We start from the raw sequence: 18,670 nt of genomic DNA, 5'->3' as shown, positions 1-18,670 counted from the left end.
GGACGTCGCCATGCATTTAAAAAACACGAATCTTAATTGATTCGTGTTTTTTTGTGCAATTAAAATAGCTAGCTGTAAACAAATAAAAGAATAAAAAAATTATTTTAAGACCATTGACAAGAATAATTTGATTCGTTAAAATGAATACAATTAAATAACTTTAATTTAGTCCAGTGAGGCTGAGAAGTAAACCGGCAGAAATGTACAGGAACCTCTTAGTGAAAACTGAGAGGTTCTATTTTTAACTGGTACTTCAGCAAACTCAAACATATTAAAAAGGAGCGTGAGATTAGTGGCACACGAAGTTGTTGATGGTTCAAGCATGCAACGCGCATTGACTCGAATCACATATGAAATTATCGAACAGAATAAAGGTGTCGATGATCTTGTATTTGTAGGCATTAAAACTCGCGGGGTTTATATCGCTAAACGTTTGGCTAAGCGACTTAAACAGCTTGAACAAATTGATATTCCCGTTGGCGAATTAGATATAACTTTGTATCGTGATGATCGTCATGTTGCTGATTATCATGAAGAACCTGAAGTTAAGGGTGTTGATATTAATGTTGATATTAACGATAAGCACGTTATCTTAGTTGATGATGTGTTATTTACCGGTCGGACCGTTCGGGCTGCATTAGATGCTTTAATGGATGCTGGTCGTCCAAAGAAAATCTCGCTAGCTGTGTTGGTTGATCGCGGTCACCGTGAATTACCAATCCGTCCTGATTTTGTAGGTAAAAATATTCCAACTGCTATGGATGAACAAGTTCATGTTGCCGTTGAAGAATATGATAGCCATGAAGATATTACGATTGAAAAAATAAAATAAAGTAACTGAACCTTTTAATTGTTTCCTGAGAGAGCAAAACGGTACAGTACAGTTTTTGTAGCATCCAGCTGCAGGACTATACTCACACAAGCGTTGAGCTAATCAGAAAATGATTAACTTGACGCTTTTTTTGAATAGAAAGGAAAACAACTTATGATGATGGCAGAAAGAATTCAACGAAACTTGGTAACCGTAGATCACATGGAAGCAGACGATGCACTTGATTTAATCCACGAGGCACAAGCTTACAAAGAGGGTAAAAAGCCGGAACTATTCCAAAAGGCTTATGCTGCCAACCTATTTTTCGAAGATTCCACCAGAACCAAATGTAGTTTTCAAATGGCTGAACACAAGCTCAATATGGATACGATTAACTTTGATGCCTCAACCAGTTCAGTTAATAAAGGGGAAACGCTGTATGACACGTTAAAAACTTTGGAATCAATTGGGGTTAATGTAGCCGTGATTCGTCATCCAGAAACTGAATATTACCGAGATTTATGTAAACGCGAAGATTTAAAAATTGGAATTGTGAATGCGGGTGATGGGAGTGGTCAGCATCCGTCACAATGTTTATTGGATATGATGACAATTGCGGAAGAATTTAAAAGTTTCAATGATTTAAAAGTACTGATTGTTGGAGACATCAAACATTCTCGCGTGGCGCGTTCAAATGCCCAAATGCTATATAGCTTGGGAGCAAAAGTTTTCTTCTCTGGTCCTAAAGAATGGTTTGATTCCGATTTTGAAAAGTATGGAACTTATGGCGACTTAGATACGCTCTTACCAGACATGGATGTCATTAACTTACTGCGGGTTCAAAATGAACGGTTAAATGATACTGAAGGCATGAATTTTGACAGCGACGAATATCATCAACAGTTTGGTTTAACCAAAGAGCGAGCTACGCAGATGAAGCCCAAAGCCATCATTATTCATCCAGCTCCAGTAAATCGTGGCGTTGAAATTGATAGTGACTTAGTTGAAGGCCCTCAATCACGAATCTTCGAACAAATGAAAAATGGTGTATATGCACGGATGGCAATTCTAAGCCGCGTCTTAAGATATCAAGAAGTAATGTAGTTAATCAATTAGCCAAAAAAGGAGTAATCACATGTCGCTATTGTTAAAAAACGGACGTAAATTAAATCATCATCAAATGGAACCAATCGAAATTTTAATTGATGGTGGCAAAATTATTGAGATGGCTACTTCAATTACCCAATCTGCCAGTGAACAAATTGATTTACACGGGGCATTTGTTTCACCAGGTTTAATTGATATGCACGTTCATTTACGTGAACCGGGATATACCAACAAAGAAACCATCATCACGGGGAGCCAAGCAGCAGCACATGGTGGTTATACAACAATCGCCGCAATGGCAAACTTAAACCCAACTTGTGACACAGCAGAAAAATTTCACCAACAAGTAGCACGTAACCAACAAGGGGCAATTAAAATTGAACAATACGCTCCGGTGACTCAAGGACGTGCCGGACAAGCAGTGGTTGATTTTGACGAATTAAATGCAGCTGGGGCGCGATTCTTTAGTGATGACGGTTCCGGTATTCAAGATGCCGCGGTTGTTTATGAAGGTATGCAACAAATGGCGAAATTGGGAGTACCAATGTGTGACCACGCGCAAGATATGCAGTTGTCTTTTGAGGGGGTTATTAACGATGGGGACGCCGCCAAACGATTAGGACTTCCTGGATTACCTGATGTGAGTGAAACCGCGCAAATCGCTCGAAATTTAGCTTTAGCACAGGTAACTGGCGTACACTACCATGTCTGTCACGTCTCAACCAAAGAAAGTGTTGATTTGGTTCGACACGCTAAGCAACAAGGGGTCAACGTTACTTGTGAAGTTACCCCACATCATATTTTATTAGATGAATCTGATATCACGTTTGATAACTCGCAAATGAAAATGAATCCACCATTACGTGACTTTGACGATCGGCAAGCTTGTATTAACGGACTAATGGATGGCACGATTGATATTATCGCCACAGATCATGCCCCTCATACCGATGAAGAGAAACAACATGGTTTCTTGAATTCACCAAACGGGATTGTGGGTTCTGAAACCGCGTTTGCGTTACTTTACACGCAATTTGTTAAATCAAAATTATGGACATTACCCCAGCTAATTGACTGGATGAGTACGAAAAATAAAGAAATCTTTGATCTACCGAATGCGGGTGAATTAAAAATTGGAGCCCCGGCTGATATTGCGGTCTTTGATTTAGAACATGAATTCACGATTGATGACCAAGAATTTTTATCAAAAGGTCATAATTCACCATTTATTGGCAAACAAGCTTATGGGGAAACGGTACTAACGGTAGTTGATGGCGAAGTGGCGTATCGGAGGATGTAATGAAAAAAAGATATTTAGTCTTTGAAAATGGCGAAGTAATTGAAGGTGAAGCGTTTGGTGCCGACGTTGCGCGAGCCGGTGAATTAGTTTTCAATACGGGCATGACGGGTTATCAAGAATCAATCACCGATCAATCATATAATGGTGAAATCTTGATGTTTACGTATCCATTGATTGGTAATTATGGGATCAATTTTGACGATGATGAATCAGTTGCCCCCACGACAGCCGGAGTCGTGGCACATGAAGTTGCCCGTACGGCAAGTAATTGGCGTAATCAAATGAGTCTCGATACCTTTTTGAAACAACATGATATTCCTGGAATTAAGGGAATTGATACGCGGTCATTAACTAAAAAAATTCGGATGCAAGGTTCTACCAAAGCCGCAATTGTTGATGAAATTGAAAGTGCTCCGGAATTGATTAATAGTTTGGCGTTATCAGCGACTAAATTAGTCGAACTTAGTAGTACCCATAAAGCTTATCCGAATCCAAATACCGGTAAACGGATTGTGGTGGTAGATTTTGGTCTGAAACACAGTATTCTTCGGGAACTTGCCGAACGTAATTGTAACGTCACGGTTTTACCCGCAGATTCAACGGCGCAAGAAGTTCTTAACTGTCAGCCAGACGGAGTTTTACTCAGTAATGGACCCGGTGATCCAAAAAATGTGCCGGCCGCGTTAGAGATGATTCGGACGATTGAACAACTTGTGCCAATCTTTGGGATTTGTCTGGGTCACCAGTTATTCGCCCTCGCCAATGGCTGTGATACTTTTAAAATGAAATTTGGTCATCGCGGCTTTAATCATCCCGTGAAAGAAATTATTACAAATCGCATTGATTTTACCTCACAAAATCATGGTTATGCGGTGGATGCCAAATCAGTGGCGCAAACCGAATTATTTATTACTCACGAAGAAATTAATGATCAAACGGTTGAAGGCTTACGTCATAAACAATATCCCGCCTTTTCCGTGCAATTTCATCCAGATGCAGCACCAGGTCCGCATGATGCCAGTCATTTATTCGATGATTTCTTAGAAATGATTGATAGCCAACAACGACAAAAGGAGCTAGAACAACATGTCTAAACGTGAAGATCTAAAAAAAATATTGGTCATTGGTTCTGGCCCAATTATCATTAGTCAGGCTGCGGAATTTGATTATTCTGGCTCACAAGCATGTCTTGCCTTAAAAGAAGAAGGCTATGAAGTAGTATTAATTAATTCTAATCCGGCCACGATTATGACCGACAAAGAAATTGCCGATCGCGTGTATATTGAACCGTTAACCTTGGAATTTGTTAGTCGGGTGATTCGAATTGAACAACCTGATGCGATTTTACCAACCGTTGGGGGCCAAACTGGATTAAATTTAGCGAAGCAACTCGATGAACATGGAGTGCTGGAAAAGTATGACGTTGAACTATTGGGCACTAGCTTAAAATCAATCATGCAAGCTGAAGATCGCGAACAGTTTAAACAGTTAATGTTAGATTTAGCGGAACCAGTACCACAATCAAAAACCGTCACTACCTTGGATGAAGCAACCGAGTTTGTTCAAACGATTGGGTTTCCCGCAATTATTCGCCCGGCGTATACCTTGGGCGGTACTGGTGGTGGGATTGCAAAGGATGAAGCTGAGTTTGAAGAAATTACTAGTAACGGGTTATCGTTATCACCAATTACCCAGGTGTTAATTGAACAAAGTATTGCCGGGTTTAAAGAAATTGAGTTTGAAGTCATGCGCGATCATGCTGATAATACGATGGTCGTTTGTTCGATGGAAAATTTTGACCCGGTTGGGATTCATACGGGGGATTCGATTGTCTATGCGCCAGTTCAAACCTTATCCGACCGTGAATATCAAATGCTCCGGGATGTGTCGTTGAAATTAATTTCAGCGTTAAAAATTGAAGGTGGCTGTAACGTTCAATTAGCTTTGGATCCCAACAGTTTTGAATATTACATCATTGAAGTTAATCCACGGGTTAGTCGGTCATCCGCCTTAGCTTCTAAAGCCACCGGTTATCCAATTGCGAAGTTAGCGGCTAAAATTGCAGTCGGATTGACGTTAGATGAAATTAAAAATCCGGTCACCCAAACAACTTTTGCGATGTTTGAACCAATGCTGGATTACGTAGTCGCCAAGATTCCGCGCTGGCCCTTTGATAAGTTTAATCAAGCAGATCGTAACTTAGGGACGCAAATGAAAGCGACCGGTGAAGTAATGGCGATTGGCCGAAATATAGAGGAAGCCACGCAAAAAGCGGTTCGCTCGCTGGAAATTGAAACGCAAAGTTTAACCTTACCGGAAATGGCAACCAAAACTGATGAAGAGTTAGCTGACTTGTTAGTCCATGCGCGTGATGATCGCTTGTTTGCGATTTATGAAGCGATTAAGCGCCACTGGTCGCTACCTGAGATTCACGAATTAACGAAAATTGATCTGTTTTTCTTAGACAAGTTATTACGAATTTTTGAAATTGAAACGGCGCTAAAAGCACAACCTAATGCTTCAGAGTTATTAAAATTAGCGAAACAAAATGGTTTTTCTGATGAAATGATCGCGGACTTTTGGCAAATGACGACCGATGAGATTAGGAATGTACGTAAGGGCCAAAATTTGTTACCTACTTATAAGATGGTCGATACTTGTGCTGGTGAATTTGAAGCCCACACGCCATACTTTTATAGTACTTATGAAACGGAAACTGAAAGACATGCTGATAGTGATAAAACGGTGCTAGTCTTAGGTTCGGGACCAATTCGAATCGGTCAAGGGATTGAGTTTGATTACGCGACCGTCCATTGTGCCCAAACTTTGAAAGAGGCGGGGTATCAAGCCGTGATTATGAATAATAATCCGGAGACGGTGTCGACTGATTTCTCAATTTCTGACAAGCTATATTTTGAACCGCTCACGCTAGAAGATGTTTTAAATGTCGTTGATGTTGAAAAGCCACTCGGGGTCATCGTCCAATTTGGTGGTCAAACGGCCATTAATCTCGCGGCACCACTAGAGGAACATGGGGTAAAAATTTTAGGCACGACGGTGGCCGATGTTGACCGCGCCGAAGATCGAGATGAATTTAATCAAATTATCAAGCAATTGGCAATTCCACAACCAGTTGGAAAAACGGCTTTTACCAATGACGAAGCCCAAGCCAATGCGAATGAAATTGGTTATCCAGTGTTAGTCCGGCCAAGTTATGTATTGGGTGGTCGCGCCATGCAAATTGTCCATAGTGATGAACAGTTACAAACGTATATGACCACGGCCGTTGAAGTTTCACCACATCATCCCGTATTAATTGATAGCTATCTATCAGGTAAAGAATGTGAAGTTGATGCCATCTGTGATGGTGAGACGGTATTGATTCCCGGAATTATGGAACACATTGAAGGTGCAGGGATTCACTCGGGTGATTCAATGGCGGTTTATCCCGCTCAAACTTTCTCGCAAACTGTGATTGATCAAATTGAAGCAGCCACGATTAAGTTAGCGCTGGAACTAAAATGTCGGGGCTTAATGAATGTCCAATTTGTTGTGCATGATGAAACCGTCTATGTCATTGAAGTTAATCCGCGCGCTAGTCGAACCGTGCCATTTTTAAGTAAAGTAACTGATATTCCAATGACTCAATTAGCCACTAAAGTAATTATGGGCGAAAAGTTAGCTGATATTGGCTATCAAACGGGAATTGCTGCCTATACGGGGCAAGTACATGTCAAAGCCCCCGTCTTTTCATTTAGCAAGTTGAACAACGTGGACAGCCTGTTAAGTCCAGAAATGAAATCAACTGGTGAAGTAATGGGCAGTGATGCCACTTTTGCCAAAGCCTTAGCCAAAGCTTTTCTCGGTAGCGGATTTGATATTCCAAGCGAAGGTCAAGTTTTATTAACCATTGATGATCAACAAAAGGCCCGAGCAACAACTATCGCCCGCCGATTAATCGAGTTAGGTTTTAGAATTTCAGCGACTGATGGCACGGCAGATTATTTAGAAAAAGATGGGATCAAAGTTGCTAATCGTGTGGGTAAATTTGGCAGCGATGGTGACCATGAATTAGGAAAAGTACTCGCCAGTCAAAAAATTTCGATGGTGGTGAATACGGTGGATGATGGCAATAGTCATCATGAAGATGGCGCTAAAATGCGTGCCTTAGCCATTAGTCATGAAATTCTCTTACTGACATCATTGGATACTTTGAATGCACTTACGGGGATGTTAGAAGAACAAAGTTATACTTTAGCAGCATTGTAGACGAACACGATACTTAAGCCGAATAAATTAAGGAGAATCAGCATGTTGTCAAATCGACTCAACGTTAAATTGCCAGGATTAGACTTAAAGAATCCCGTGATGCCAGCGAGTGGAACTTGCTGGTATGGTCAAGAATACGCCGAAAAATATGATTTAAATGTATTAGGTTCATTGGTGATTAAATCGACGACACCACTCGCCCGTGAAGGAAATCCGCAACCGCGAACGACCAATACGACAGCTGGTTGGATGAATGCAAATGGCCTGCAAAATGTTGGGGTCGACGCCGTCGTGGCTGAAAAATTACCATGGCTCGGTGAACATTTTCCTGAATTACCCGTAATTGCAAGTGCCGGTGGTTTTAGTGAAGAAGACTATGTGACGGTAGTCCGTAAATTAAGTTCGTCAAATGATGTGAGTGCGATTGAATTAAATGTTTCATGTCCGAATGTTGCTCATGGTGGACTGGCGATGGGAACGGATCCCGACACGGTTGAAAAATTAACCCGTGCTTGTGTGGCGGTTAGTCGCGTTCCTTTGTATGTAAAATTAACGCCCAATATTACTGATATTGTCCCAATTGCTTTAGCCGCCGAACGTGGTGGAGCAGCAGGATTAACGATGATTAATACGTTGACGGGGATGAGTATTGACTTGCAAACCCGTAAGCCCGTATTAGGTAATCAAACTGGTGGCTTATCAGGACCAGCGTTGAAACCAATGGCAATTCGGATGATTCATCAAGTTCGAAGTGTCTCACAAATTCCAATTATCGGAGTCGGTGGGATTGAATCCGCTGAAGATGTTTTAGAATATATGATGGCGGGGGCAAATGCCGTTCAAGTTGGTGCCGCTAACTATCATGATCCACTGGCTTGTCCAAAAATCATTGCACAATTGCCAACTGTGATGGACTATTACCACATTGATAAATTGACTGATTTAGCGGAGGTACAATTTTGAAAAAATACCAACCAATTGTGGCACTGGATGTTCCGTCAAGACAAGCCGCAATTCAGTTATTAGACCAGTTTGAGGTTGAACCAAAACCAATTATCAAAATCGGGATGGAACTATTTTATGCCGAAGGTCCCAGTATGATCAGAGAAATCCAACAACGTCATTTTCAAATTTTTTTAGATTTAAAATTACACGATATTCCCCATACCGTGGAACAAGCAATGACATCGATTGGTCGTTTAGGCATCCAATTTGCAACGATTCATGCGGCTGGGGGGTCAGTAATGTTAACAGCTGGGCTTCGTGGTTTACAGGCCGGTGCTAAAGAAGTCGGGGTTGAACCAGCTAAGTTATTAGCCATTACTCAATTGACGTCCACGGATGATCAAATGTTACATGACGAACAGCATGTGGATTTGACGATGAAGGAATCTGTTCAAAATTATGCCCAATTAGCGGAACAAGCAGGAGTTGATGGAGTAGTCTGTTCAGCTCAAGAGTTATCAGTTATTCGGCCCGTGGTCGGGGATGAATTTTTATGTGTCACACCGGGAATTCGACCAGATTTAAGTGTTAATGATGACCAAAAACGAACGGTAACCCCAGCGCAAGCGAGTCATTTACGAAGTAATGCAATTGTAGTTGGCCGACCAATTACGCAAAGTGATAATCCGGCAGCCGCATATCTTGAAATTACAAAACAATTCTTGGAGGCTTAATATGAATGAATCAATCGCAGAAAAAGTAGCCCATGATTTATTAGCAATTGGGGCCGTCGCTTTAAAACCTAATGATCCATTCACTTGGGCTAGTGGTCTTAAGAGTCCCATCTATACGGATAATCGAATGACCATTTCTTATCCGAGCGTTCGCCGAAATATTTATACCGGTATTTGTGCGATTATTCGGGAACATTTCCCAGAAGTCGAAGTGATTGCTGGAACCGCAACGGCGGGAATCCCACACGCCGCGTGGGTTGCGCAAATGTTAGATTTACCAATGATTTATGTGCGGTCAAAACCTAAAGATCACGGTCAAGGTAATCAAATCGAAGGTGATTTAAAAGCCGGACAAAAAGTCGTGCTAATTGATGATTTAATCTCGACGGGTGGCAGTGTGTTAAAGGCAGTTGATGCCGTAAAAGCGGCTGACGCCGATGTCATAGGAGTTTGCGCGGTGTTTACGTATCAATTAGATGCCGCGACTAAAAATTTTGGAGATTACGGACTCGATTATTATGCAGTAACCGATTATAGTACTTTGATTGCAACGGCGGAAACTGAAAATTTAATTACAAGTTCGGATATTGATTCATTGAAAAAATGGCGAGAAGATCCAGCGGCTTGGTAATAAAAAACGGAAGCTCCCAATTTGGGAACTTCCGTTTTAATTTATTCGATACTGCCACCGTGCACTTCGGTCGCTTCGGTTGCAATAATGAAGGCAATTGGATCAACTTTATGGACACGGTTAACTAGGTGTCTGAAATCACGTTGTTCAACAATCACCATCAACATTTCGCGGGGTTCATTTGAATAACCACCAACGACTTGATGAATCGTCATTCCATAATCTGTGTGAGTTAAAATATTATCTTCAATTTGGGGTAGATGTTCGTTGCTCATAATATAAACAGTTTTTTTGCGGTCAAAACCAGTTTCGATATAGTTCATCGCAAGACTAGTAATTCCGACTGAGAAAATTGCTAATGCAAAGGCCTCAAAACCGGTCACGGGAATATTGAATAGACAGACCACAAAATCAACCATGAATAATCCAATTGAAGGCCTAATTTTAAAGTATTTTGCGAAAATCATGGGTGGAACCGTGGTTCCACCACTAGAGGCATCGATGCGATAATTTAAAGCAAAACCGGCAGCAATCACTAAGCTACCAATAATAATTGCGAGCAGGCGATCTTGAATGATCATCATTTGCGGAGTAATTGATAACAGCACTGGTAGGGCAAGACTACCAAATAAAATACGGCGTGTGGTCCCGCCATTAAGAAATGAAAGAGCCAAAATCATCATCAGCATGTTGACACCCAAAGTAGTCATCCACAGTGGAATTTTAAAAGCTTCTTGAACTAAGATGGCGATCCCGGTTGCTCCACCAGCAGCAACTTCGTGAGGGGCAAAAAACATATTGATGGCGATGGCGATAATTTCTAGGGCGACAATCATTAAGAATCCGCGAACGAGTGGTTTGTGAATTGGTAGCTTCATTAAAGTCCTCCATAATTTTATTATTATAATAAGTATACATTAAAATGTATTGATAATCATTAAATGTTGGATTTAGTGAATTAATTTAATAAATAATTAAAAAGTCCAATCATCAAAATTGATGATTGGACTGCTAATTAGTATTAATCTTTCCAGTATTTGGCTTTCACGAGTAGTTCTTTTGAACGTTCGTCAGCTGGTTCATAACCGGTGTAAAATTTATGGCGGAAATACATCATATTATAAAAAATGGAGAAAATAATTGATGGCAGGACGTTTAAAATCAACATTAAGTTTGAAGCAGTATCGGTATTAACGACTTCAAGACCAAGCATTGAAAGTAGTAAGCCATAGGCGACATCAATGACTAACATCAAGGCAAAGTTATACCAGTCACCACGAAAAACAGAGGGTAGTGGACCAAAGAAAAAAGTAGTCCAAGAAACGCCAACTTTGGCAATTCGGACTTGGCGATTTTCTTTATTTACAATCCGCGCATAGTTTGGTGGAATTGGTAATCCAGAAAATGGGTCGTTAGGGTCTTGTTCGGAATTATTTTGATTGTTAAATGGGTCTTGCATTAGTCGTTGTTCCTCCTGTTAACTATTGATATATCATAACATACCGCCTATTTATTGAACATTGATATTAACATTCAAAAACTTATAAACATTTCGTCAAAATATGGTCACAAAGTTAATATATGTTATTATCTATACAATAAAACAAACCGGAAGGAGCCGTTATGTATTACTTTTTAGATGATAATATGCAAGACCATAAATCGGGAATTGAGCACGCTCAAATTAAGCGTCTGAATTTATTTAATAGTTTTAAAGTGCCTGCTAAAATCGTGACAATTCAATATAATAATGAATTACACCGGGTTACGCAGGCCGCTGGGATTGCAGATAATCAATTAGTTAATTTATATGATTATTTCCAAGAAACGTTAGATATTCCGGCTCAACCAACAATGATTCAAGATATTAACATTGATTCAACGTGGCGACGGGCTGCCGATGGACCCAGTTATAATTATTATGAAAATGATCAACGAATGATGTACGTTCGTCGTCACAGCGAAGCGGATAAACGGGTCATGAACCTACAGTATTTTGATCACTATGGAAAACTATTAAAAGTTAAGTGGTTTGATGTGCGTGGTTTTATGTCGGTTGAACAAATCTATGGTTGGGATGGCAAAATTGCGATTGAAAACTATCTTAAACCAGATGGGACAATTGCGATTCAAAAGTCGCGTTTGCATGATCGTCAGGGCAAAGCGATTGAGCATTTTATTTTAAATTATGCTGATCACAAATATTCATTTGCGAACTTTAATGAGTTAGTGAGCTTTTTTTATGATCAAATGGTGAGTGATAATCAGCTCAATGATGGAACGGCACCTAAACTAATTGTTGATCGTTCATACGAATTAGCATGGCCCGTATTTCATATGAAAAAGCGGGTCTATCGAGCTATGCAGCTTCATAATAACCATGTAAATGCTTCAAAGGATATGTTGCACGCCGAATATAATTATAACTATGCATTTGGCTTGAATCATTTGAATGATTGGGACGGTTTGATTGGGTTGACTAAGCAGCAAAAAATTGATTTAGATGCGCGGTTTGGGGATGAAGCGATTAAGATTTATCAAATCCCGGGACCGGTCGTATCAACTGCGACATTAGAAGCGAAGCAAATTGAGTTTTCAAAGCGTACCCCATTAAAAGTCGTGATGGTGGCGCGGATTTCATCTGAAAAGCAACAAGATCAATTAGTCAAAGCTTGGAAACAAGTGATTAAAGTTTTACCTGAGGCAACCCTTGATTTATGGGGTTATGAAAATGCTGATTTTGGTAAAAAGGTCAAAGCAATTGTTAAAGAAGAAGAATTGGAAAAATCAATTAATTTTAGGGGATATACGGCCGATGTGGCTAGTATTTATAATGATGCCCAATTGTTAATTCTTCCTAGCCGGGCAGAAGGTCTACCGTTGTCATTAGTTGAAGCACAATCACATGGCTTACCAATCATTGCTAATGATATTAAGTACGGTCCAGCCGATGTGGTGATTGATCAACAAGATGGCTTGTTAACGACTAACGGTGATATTGATGGCTTAGCGCAGGCAATCATTTCATTGCTTCAAGATCAGGATAAACTCGCATTATTTAGTCAACATGCGTATGCCGACAGTCGTCGTTATTCCGAGGCGGCGGTCATGGAAAAATGGCAAGTTTTAATTCAAGATGCCGACCAATTTGAAAAGGGGGCTCACTAATGTTTTATTTTGTGAACGAATATATTTTGAGCCAAAATTCAAGTTTGGAACATGCTGAATTTAAACGAATTAAATTGTTTGATCAGTTTCAAACTCCCGCTAAAATCGTGACGCGAAATCATGATAATCAATTACATCGGACAATTAAAAAGTTTAATTTAAATGATGAACAGATTATTAATATGTTTGATTTTTTTGGCAATACAATTGATTATGTGGGTCATGAGTTAAAAACCAAGGATTTGAAAATTCCGGTGGATTACCAAGTGAGCACCGGTAATAATTCGCGAACGATTAAAGATGGCGGCCGACTAGTGGGCGAAATCCACTTTGCCAGTGGCACAGTGGGCCAGATTGCACGGGTTGATTACTTTGATGTTGCAGGGAACTTAGCTAATCGGGAACAGTATGATATTCGTGGCTTTAAATCAGTCGATGAATTCTTCGATGGCGAAGGGCACATGAGTTATCAAGTGTATTATCGTCCCGATGGTACGCGATATATGGAACGTCACTACATTAAATCAACGGCCAACACGCCAATTAATTCTTTAAATCAGTTGTTGAATTATCGGGGGCGGGATCGTTTTTTCAATTCAATAGATGATTTATTCACGTACTTTTTAGACGAACTAAATCAAGCTAACGATGAAAATAATGTGTTTATCGCTGATCGACCAGCAGTAGCGAATATGCCAGTAATGAGTATGGAATCGGGTGCTAAGAAATATTTGTGGTTGCCAATGAATCATGCACGCGATGGGCAAGATGAAGTTTTAGGGGCCTATGATGGTTCATATGCAGTACCATTTACCCCGAAAGGTTTGAAGAAATTAGCTGGGATTATCGTAATGACTAATCAACAGCGGGAACATTTGCAGCAACGATTACCGAAGTTTAAAAAGCATATTTATACGATTAGTGGTGCAATTGCTGAACATTACCAACCGGTGAAATTAAGTGCACGTAAACCTGGTAATTTGATTTATGTCGGCCGATTAGGTAAAGATAAAGAAATTGATCAATTATTACAAGCTTATAAGTTAATTCATGAAGCGGTACCGACTACTAACTTGGATTTGTATGGTTATGGTAGTAAATCAGATTTAGCTAATTTTAAACAGCAAGTGATTGATTTGAAAATCAATGATGATTCCGTTAACTTTAGAGGTTATCAACCGGGTGTAGATGAACCATATGATACTGCGCAATTAATGCTTGATTTAGGGAAACAAGATGGTCAACCGTTAGCAATGGTTGAAGGCCTTAGTCATGGAGTGCCAGTGATTAGTTGTAATTATCATTATGGGCCGGCGGAAATTATTACTGATGGAAATAATGGTCGTTTAATTGAAACTAATAATATTTCTGAAGTGGCCAATGCGGCGATAAAGATACTACAAGATGATCAATTATGGCAGTCGATGAGTGACCAAGCTTATCAATTAAGTGAATCTTATTCACCAGAGAATGTCTGGAAACAATGGCAAGTGATTTTAAAATAAATATAGATACGAAAACCCTCAGTGTTGAATTTTGTTCAACATCGAGGGTTATTTTTATTTATTTTTCGTGAGATTGGTGAAAAACCGACTGATTAATTCAATTCCTTGAAGGTAGTCGGCTTCATAAACATTTTCATTAGGTGCGTGGGCCCCAGATTGGGGGTTGCCAATGCCAAATGCAGCAATGGGAGCATTAAGATAATGATTAAAGTTATATGATGGTCCCGTACCGGCAGAAGTAGGTAATACCTCAATACTGTTTTCGCCACCGTAGACGGTTTTTGCAGTTTGAATTAAGGTATTGATTAAGGGCGCATCCATATCAGATCGATAGGCTTTGCTTCCCATGGTGTAATCAATCTTAATATCATTAAAACCATTTTTCTTTAATTGGGCTTCAACTTTTTTTGCGATATCCTCTGGTTCTTGGCCGGGAACTAGTCGAATATCAAATTTAGCAACCCCATACCTTGGTAACACGGTTTTAACACTTTCATTTTCATAGCCACCACTAATTCCTTCAATATTAAGACTAGGAGAAAATAAGTAGGCCTCTTTGATTTTATTAATTTCATTACCTGGAATTAATGGATATGCGAGTTGGTATTGTTCAGTTAATTTTTCTGGAGACAAATTCATTTGATGGGCTAGCTCTCTGGCTCGATCAGTTGGTTCTTCAATACCGTCATAAAATCCTTCAATGGCAATTTTACCACGGTCACGCAAACTGGAAATACTATCAACTAGGTGCCACAATGCCCCATCAACAATGGCTGCATATGATGAATGTAAATCAATATTGGCTGAGGTTGCTGATAGCTCGAAGCAACAGATACCTTTATTACCGCCAGTGATACTTAATTGTCCCTTTTCATTTTTGCTGCCAGATTCCCAAACAACTAAATCAGTTTGGAACAAATTCGAGTATTTTTTAAAATAGTATTCCAATCCATTACTAGCAATTTCTTCGGCACCTTCAATTAAAAATTTGATGTGGACGGGCGGTTGACCGTTGTCATCAATGTAATTTTTTAATGCGGTTAAACGGACAAATAAATCACCTTTACAATCTGCAATTCCGCGACCAATTAACTTTCCGTCTTGTTTAGTTAGGGTCCAAGGATCACTATGCCAAAGTTCGAGAGGTTCGGCAGGTTGAACATCATAATGATTATAAAAAAGTACAGTCGGTTGATCAGAATTGGGGTCAGTTGTGGGGAAGTCTGCGAAGACTAGTGGGAATTTTTGATCATCGAATACTTGAACTTGACCACCTAATTCGGTTAATGTCTTTTTCAAAAATTCCGCAGTTACGTTGATATTCTGGTATTGCGCAGAAACAGAACTCAGTTGGATATAATCGGCCAGTTTTTCTTGAAATGTTTTGATATTATCTTCTTTTGACATTTAATTATCTCCTTTAAGTTAATGGGTAGTGCGACGAACAAAGTAGTCACCAATTGTTTGAGTAACTAAGACCATGACTAGGATGATTAGGGTTGCTGCAATCGTAATATCGTTTTCAAAACGATCGTAGCCAAGACTAATTGCTAGGTTACCTAAGCCACCGCCACCAATAGCGCCGGCCATCGCGGTAAAATCAATTACACCAATCAAGGTTACGATAGAAACTCTGATTAATTCCGATGTTCCTTCTTTCAGGTAAACTCCAAAAATTAAATCGAAGTTACTTGAACCGCTTGCCTGTGCGGCTTCTATAATGCCCGAATCGACTTCAACGAGTGCATTTTGAACTTGCCGTGCATAGAAAGGAAATACCCCAATGGACAGCGGAACAATAGCAGCAATGGTTCCAATGGAAGTGCCAACGATTATTCTGGTTAATGGCACTACTAAGGCTAGTAAAATAATAAAGGGAACTGATCGGATGATGTTAATAAATTTATCTAAAACGCTATAAACTAATGTATTTTCCAGGATGCCTTTTGGACCGGTAATAGTTAATAAAATTCCAAAAGATATCCCAATTATTCCGGCAATAAGAGCAGTCCATCCGACCATGAATAGGGTTTCAGTAAAACTTTGGGTTACGAGATTCCACTGAGAAACCACGTTTGGAAATAAATGAATTAGTAAAGAATGCATTATCGTTTACTCCCTCCAATTACGGATTTTATGTCATTACCAATTTTGAGGATGGTAACTTTAACATCTAAACCTTCTAAAAATTTCAATGCATGTTTAACGTTATTCGCTTGTCCAGATAAAATGATTACTAGATTACCAACCGGCGTATCTTTTAAATTTTCAACATTTCCTGCTAAAATATTGGCAGTTACCTCAAATTGTTTATAAAGGCCAACGATGATTGGCTCATCAGTTACGGTTCCAATATACTTAAGTTTAATTAGAACCTCGTTGGTTTTTAGATGCTTGATATTTGGTTGTGCTAAAACACTGTCAATTGCTTCGTCGATTTGGTTGGCAGTTGCGACAAACTCTTGGGTGATTTTAACTTCAGGTTGACTAAAGATGTTAACGATATTATTTCTCTCTACAATCCGACCGTTTTCCATCACGGCAGCGTTATTACAAATTTGTTTAACGGCCTGCATTTCATGAGTAATTAATATGATGGTTAAATTTAATTTTTGATTTAATGAAGCTAGTAAAATAAGAATTGATTTGGTCGTTTTTGGATCAAGGGCGCTAGTGGCTTCATCACTGATAAGAATATCAGGATCGTTTGAAAGCGCACGAGCAATTGCGACCCGTTGTTTTTGACCACCTGATAGTTGGGATGGATAGGTCAATTTTTTATCGGTTAATCCAACTAATGCTAATAGCTGGTCAACTTTATCGTTGATTTGTTTTTTGGTAAGGTTACTTTTTCTCAAAGGGAAAGCAACATTGCCAGCAACGGTACGGGCATTCATCAAATTGAAATGTTGAAAAATCATGCCAATTTTTTTTCGAGCATAGCGGAGTTGATTGCTATGAAGGGCAAGCATATTTTGATCATTAACAATAACGCTACCGTTACTGGGTGCTTGTAATAAATTGATAACTCGAACTAACGTACTTTTGCCGGCCCCTGAATAACCAACGATGCCATAGATATCGCCTTTTTCAATTTTAAGAGTGACATCATCTACGGCTTTGATAACATGATTTTTTTGTTTAAAAGTTACATCGATATTTATTAGATTGACTGCTAAATTATTTTTAATCATTTGTGATCACTCCCAATATAATTTTATTTGAGCTTAATATCCCATGCTGGGACTTCGGAATTATTGGAAATCTTTTTAATAATTTTTTTCGTTGCGTTAGTCTGGAAAGCAGCCACGACTTTTTTATAAGTTTTATTATTCTTGTCCTTAGTTTGAGCAGCGATAACGTTGATATAAGGTTTGGATTGTTTATTGACTTTTTCAGCGTATAAAGCATTTTTGATTTTTAATCCAGAATCTGAAGCAACCCCGTTATTAACAACGGCTGCAGCTACATCACCTAATGAATGGGCTGTTTGAGCGGAATCTACAGCTTTAATATTTAGGTTTAACTTGTTTTCTGTAATGTCACTAACGGTGGGTAGGGTTGTGTTTTTAATTTTAATCAGTCCCGCATTTTGAAGTAACGTTAGGGCCCGACCTTCATTAGTGGCGTCGTTACTAATCGTTATAGTATCGCCCTTTTTAATTTGGCTAACTTTTTTATATTTGCTTGAGTATAAAGCCATGGGTGCAATTTCAGTTTTTCCAATTGCAGTTAATTTAGCATTATGGGTCTTTTTCCAATCATCAAGGAAATATTTGGTTTGGAAGGCATTTAAATCAATATCGCCATTTTTTAAGGCGGTGTTTGGTTGGTTATAGTCACTAAAGGAAACAAATTTTAAAGTAATTCCTTCATTTTTTAATTTCTTTTCAGCGGCATTCCAAGTTCGATGATCACTGCCGCTAATCCCGATTTTAACGGTGGTGTTAGCACTGACGGTGTTGCTAGAAGCTGTTAAACCAATTCCTAATGCTATTAAGGCTAATCCAGTAAATGATATTAATTTTTTATAGATTGACATAAATAATTCCTCCTAGAATGTTGTTACTTGTACTTAATAATTTAAATAAAAAAAATCGTCCTTGAATTCAATAATTGAATTCAAGGACGATTTTTCGCGTTACCACCTTAATTTCTATTTTCCTCACGAAAAATAGCTTTGTAAGTCACAGTGCCTCC

General features: G+C 39.3%; 16 protein-coding genes and 1 other annotated feature (1 of these 17 only partly in view). Of the genes, 10 read left to right on the top strand and 6 right to left on the bottom strand.

Annotation, left to right across the window (positions count from 1 at the left end):
- Positions 1-292: 292 nt before the first annotated feature.
- The 8 genes from pyrR (at position 293) to pyrE (ending at position 9,797) form a co-directional block, all read left to right on the top strand.
- Positions 293-832 (top strand): bifunctional pyr operon transcriptional regulator/uracil phosphoribosyltransferase PyrR, encoded by a 540-nt coding sequence (gene pyrR / locus FC70_RS00815; RefSeq protein WP_057889145.1) that lies wholly within the window; start codon positions 293-295, stop codon positions 830-832.
- A 153-nt stretch (positions 833-985) separates the two neighbouring features.
- Positions 986-1,915: an aspartate carbamoyltransferase catalytic subunit gene (locus FC70_RS00810; protein ID WP_057889144.1), complete on the top strand. Its 930-nt coding sequence runs from the start codon at positions 986-988 to the stop codon at positions 1,913-1,915.
- A gap of 31 nt (positions 1,916-1,946) precedes the next feature.
- A complete protein-coding gene (locus FC70_RS00805) occupies positions 1,947-3,218 on the top strand; it encodes a dihydroorotase (protein ID WP_057889143.1) in 1,272 nt (423 codons plus the stop codon).
- A complete protein-coding gene (carA, locus tag FC70_RS00800; RefSeq protein WP_057889142.1) occupies positions 3,218-4,312 on the top strand; it encodes a glutamine-hydrolyzing carbamoyl-phosphate synthase small subunit in 1,095 nt (364 codons plus the stop codon). The genes FC70_RS00805 and carA overlap by 1 nt, the downstream gene beginning before the upstream one ends.
- Positions 4,305-7,487 carry a carbamoyl-phosphate synthase large subunit gene (gene carB, locus FC70_RS00795; RefSeq protein ID WP_057889141.1) on the top strand — a complete coding sequence of 1,061 codons (3,183 nt, stop codon included), beginning with the start codon at positions 4,305-4,307 and terminating at the stop codon, positions 7,485-7,487. Before carA ends, carB begins: the two co-directional genes overlap by 8 nt.
- A gap of 42 nt (positions 7,488-7,529) precedes the next feature.
- A complete protein-coding gene (locus FC70_RS00790; RefSeq protein WP_057889140.1) occupies positions 7,530-8,450 on the top strand; it encodes a dihydroorotate dehydrogenase in 921 nt (306 codons plus the stop codon).
- Entirely contained in the window at positions 8,447-9,166 is a 720-nt protein-coding gene (gene pyrF / locus FC70_RS00785) for an orotidine-5'-phosphate decarboxylase (RefSeq protein WP_057889139.1), read from the top strand. The genes FC70_RS00790 and pyrF overlap by 4 nt, the downstream gene beginning before the upstream one ends.
- Position 9,167: 1 nt before the next feature.
- A complete protein-coding gene (gene pyrE, locus FC70_RS00780; RefSeq protein ID WP_057889138.1) occupies positions 9,168-9,797 on the top strand; it encodes an orotate phosphoribosyltransferase in 630 nt (209 codons plus the stop codon).
- A gap of 41 nt (positions 9,798-9,838) precedes the next feature.
- On the opposite strand, the gene FC70_RS00775 is transcribed toward pyrE, so the two are convergent.
- Together FC70_RS00775 and FC70_RS00770 are read right to left on the bottom strand one after the other, a co-directional pair.
- Entirely contained in the window at positions 9,839-10,675 is an 837-nt protein-coding gene (locus FC70_RS00775; protein WP_057889137.1) for a YitT family protein, read from the bottom strand.
- A gap of 143 nt (positions 10,676-10,818) precedes the next feature.
- Positions 10,819-11,256 (bottom strand): DUF2628 domain-containing protein, encoded by a 438-nt coding sequence (locus FC70_RS00770; protein ID WP_057889136.1) that lies wholly within the window; start codon positions 11,254-11,256, stop codon positions 10,819-10,821.
- Between the two features lie 164 nt (positions 11,257-11,420).
- Here FC70_RS00770 and FC70_RS00765 point away from each other — a divergent pair, with 164 nt between their 5' ends.
- Together FC70_RS00765 and FC70_RS00760 are read left to right on the top strand one after the other, a co-directional pair.
- The gene (locus tag FC70_RS00765) at positions 11,421-12,965 is read left to right on the top strand and encodes a glycosyltransferase (RefSeq protein ID WP_057889135.1); all 1,545 of its coding nucleotides are present in this window, start codon (positions 11,421-11,423) and stop codon (positions 12,963-12,965) included.
- Entirely contained in the window at positions 12,965-14,470 is a 1,506-nt protein-coding gene (locus FC70_RS00760; protein WP_057889134.1) for a glycosyltransferase, read from the top strand. Before FC70_RS00765 ends, FC70_RS00760 begins: the two co-directional genes overlap by 1 nt.
- Before the next feature lie 54 nt (positions 14,471-14,524).
- Here the strand turns inward: FC70_RS00760 and FC70_RS00755 are convergent, their stop codons facing one another.
- From FC70_RS00755 to FC70_RS00740, 4 genes are read right to left on the bottom strand one after another with little or no spacing between them, the layout of a single operon-like run.
- A complete protein-coding gene (locus FC70_RS00755; protein ID WP_057889133.1) occupies positions 14,525-15,877 on the bottom strand; it encodes a M20/M25/M40 family metallo-hydrolase in 1,353 nt (450 codons plus the stop codon).
- An 18-nt stretch (positions 15,878-15,895) separates the two neighbouring features.
- Positions 15,896-16,576 (bottom strand): methionine ABC transporter permease, encoded by a 681-nt coding sequence (locus tag FC70_RS00750; protein WP_057889132.1) that lies wholly within the window; start codon positions 16,574-16,576, stop codon positions 15,896-15,898.
- Positions 16,576-17,664 carry a methionine ABC transporter ATP-binding protein gene (locus FC70_RS00745; RefSeq protein WP_057889131.1) on the bottom strand — a complete coding sequence of 363 codons (1,089 nt, stop codon included), beginning with the start codon at positions 17,662-17,664 and terminating at the stop codon, positions 16,576-16,578. Before FC70_RS00745 ends, FC70_RS00750 begins: the two co-directional genes overlap by 1 nt.
- A gap of 23 nt (positions 17,665-17,687) precedes the next feature.
- Positions 17,688-18,512 (bottom strand): MetQ/NlpA family ABC transporter substrate-binding protein, encoded by an 825-nt coding sequence (locus FC70_RS00740; RefSeq protein ID WP_057889130.1) that lies wholly within the window; start codon positions 18,510-18,512, stop codon positions 17,688-17,690.
- 79 nt (positions 18,513-18,591) lie between these two features.
- Positions 18,592-18,670 (bottom strand) — a binding site (T-box leader); it runs 170 nt beyond the window's last position.

The sequence above is a fragment of the Paucilactobacillus oligofermentans DSM 15707 = LMG 22743 genome, assembly GCF_001434315.1.
GTDB lineage: Bacteria > Bacillota > Bacilli > Lactobacillales > Lactobacillaceae > Paucilactobacillus > Paucilactobacillus oligofermentans.
Note: the sequence above shows the minus strand (reverse complement) of the source record. Positions and strands in the feature narration are given on the sequence as shown.

Excerpts from the sequence above, each read along its gene's own strand:
- FC70_RS00810 (WP_057889144.1), top strand. The coding sequence starts at position 986 with ATGATGATGGCAGAAAGAATTCAACGAAACTTGGTAACCGTAGATCAC.
- FC70_RS00805 (WP_057889143.1), top strand. The coding sequence starts at position 1,947 with ATGTCGCTATTGTTAAAAAACGGACGTAAATTAAATCATCATCAAATG.
- carA (WP_057889142.1), top strand. The coding sequence starts at position 3,218 with ATGAAAAAAAGATATTTAGTCTTTGAAAATGGCGAAGTAATTGAAGGT.
- carB (WP_057889141.1), top strand. The coding sequence starts at position 4,305 with ATGTCTAAACGTGAAGATCTAAAAAAAATATTGGTCATTGGTTCTGGC.
- FC70_RS00790 (WP_057889140.1), top strand. The coding sequence starts at position 7,530 with ATGTTGTCAAATCGACTCAACGTTAAATTGCCAGGATTAGACTTAAAG.
- pyrE (WP_057889138.1), top strand. The coding sequence starts at position 9,168 with ATGAATGAATCAATCGCAGAAAAAGTAGCCCATGATTTATTAGCAATT.
- FC70_RS00775 (WP_057889137.1), bottom strand. The coding sequence starts at position 10,675 with ATGAAGCTACCAATTCACAAACCACTCGTTCGCGGATTCTTAATGATT.
- FC70_RS00770 (WP_057889136.1), bottom strand. The coding sequence starts at position 11,256 with ATGCAAGACCCATTTAACAATCAAAATAATTCCGAACAAGACCCTAAC.
- FC70_RS00765 (WP_057889135.1), top strand. The coding sequence starts at position 11,421 with ATGTATTACTTTTTAGATGATAATATGCAAGACCATAAATCGGGAATT.
- FC70_RS00760 (WP_057889134.1), top strand. The coding sequence starts at position 12,965 with ATGTTTTATTTTGTGAACGAATATATTTTGAGCCAAAATTCAAGTTTG.
- FC70_RS00755 (WP_057889133.1), bottom strand. The coding sequence starts at position 15,877 with ATGTCAAAAGAAGATAATATCAAAACATTTCAAGAAAAACTGGCCGAT.
- FC70_RS00750 (WP_057889132.1), bottom strand. The coding sequence starts at position 16,576 with ATGCATTCTTTACTAATTCATTTATTTCCAAACGTGGTTTCTCAGTGG.
- FC70_RS00745 (WP_057889131.1), bottom strand. The coding sequence starts at position 17,664 with ATGATTAAAAATAATTTAGCAGTCAATCTAATAAATATCGATGTAACT.
- FC70_RS00740 (WP_057889130.1), bottom strand. The coding sequence starts at position 18,512 with ATGTCAATCTATAAAAAATTAATATCATTTACTGGATTAGCCTTAATA.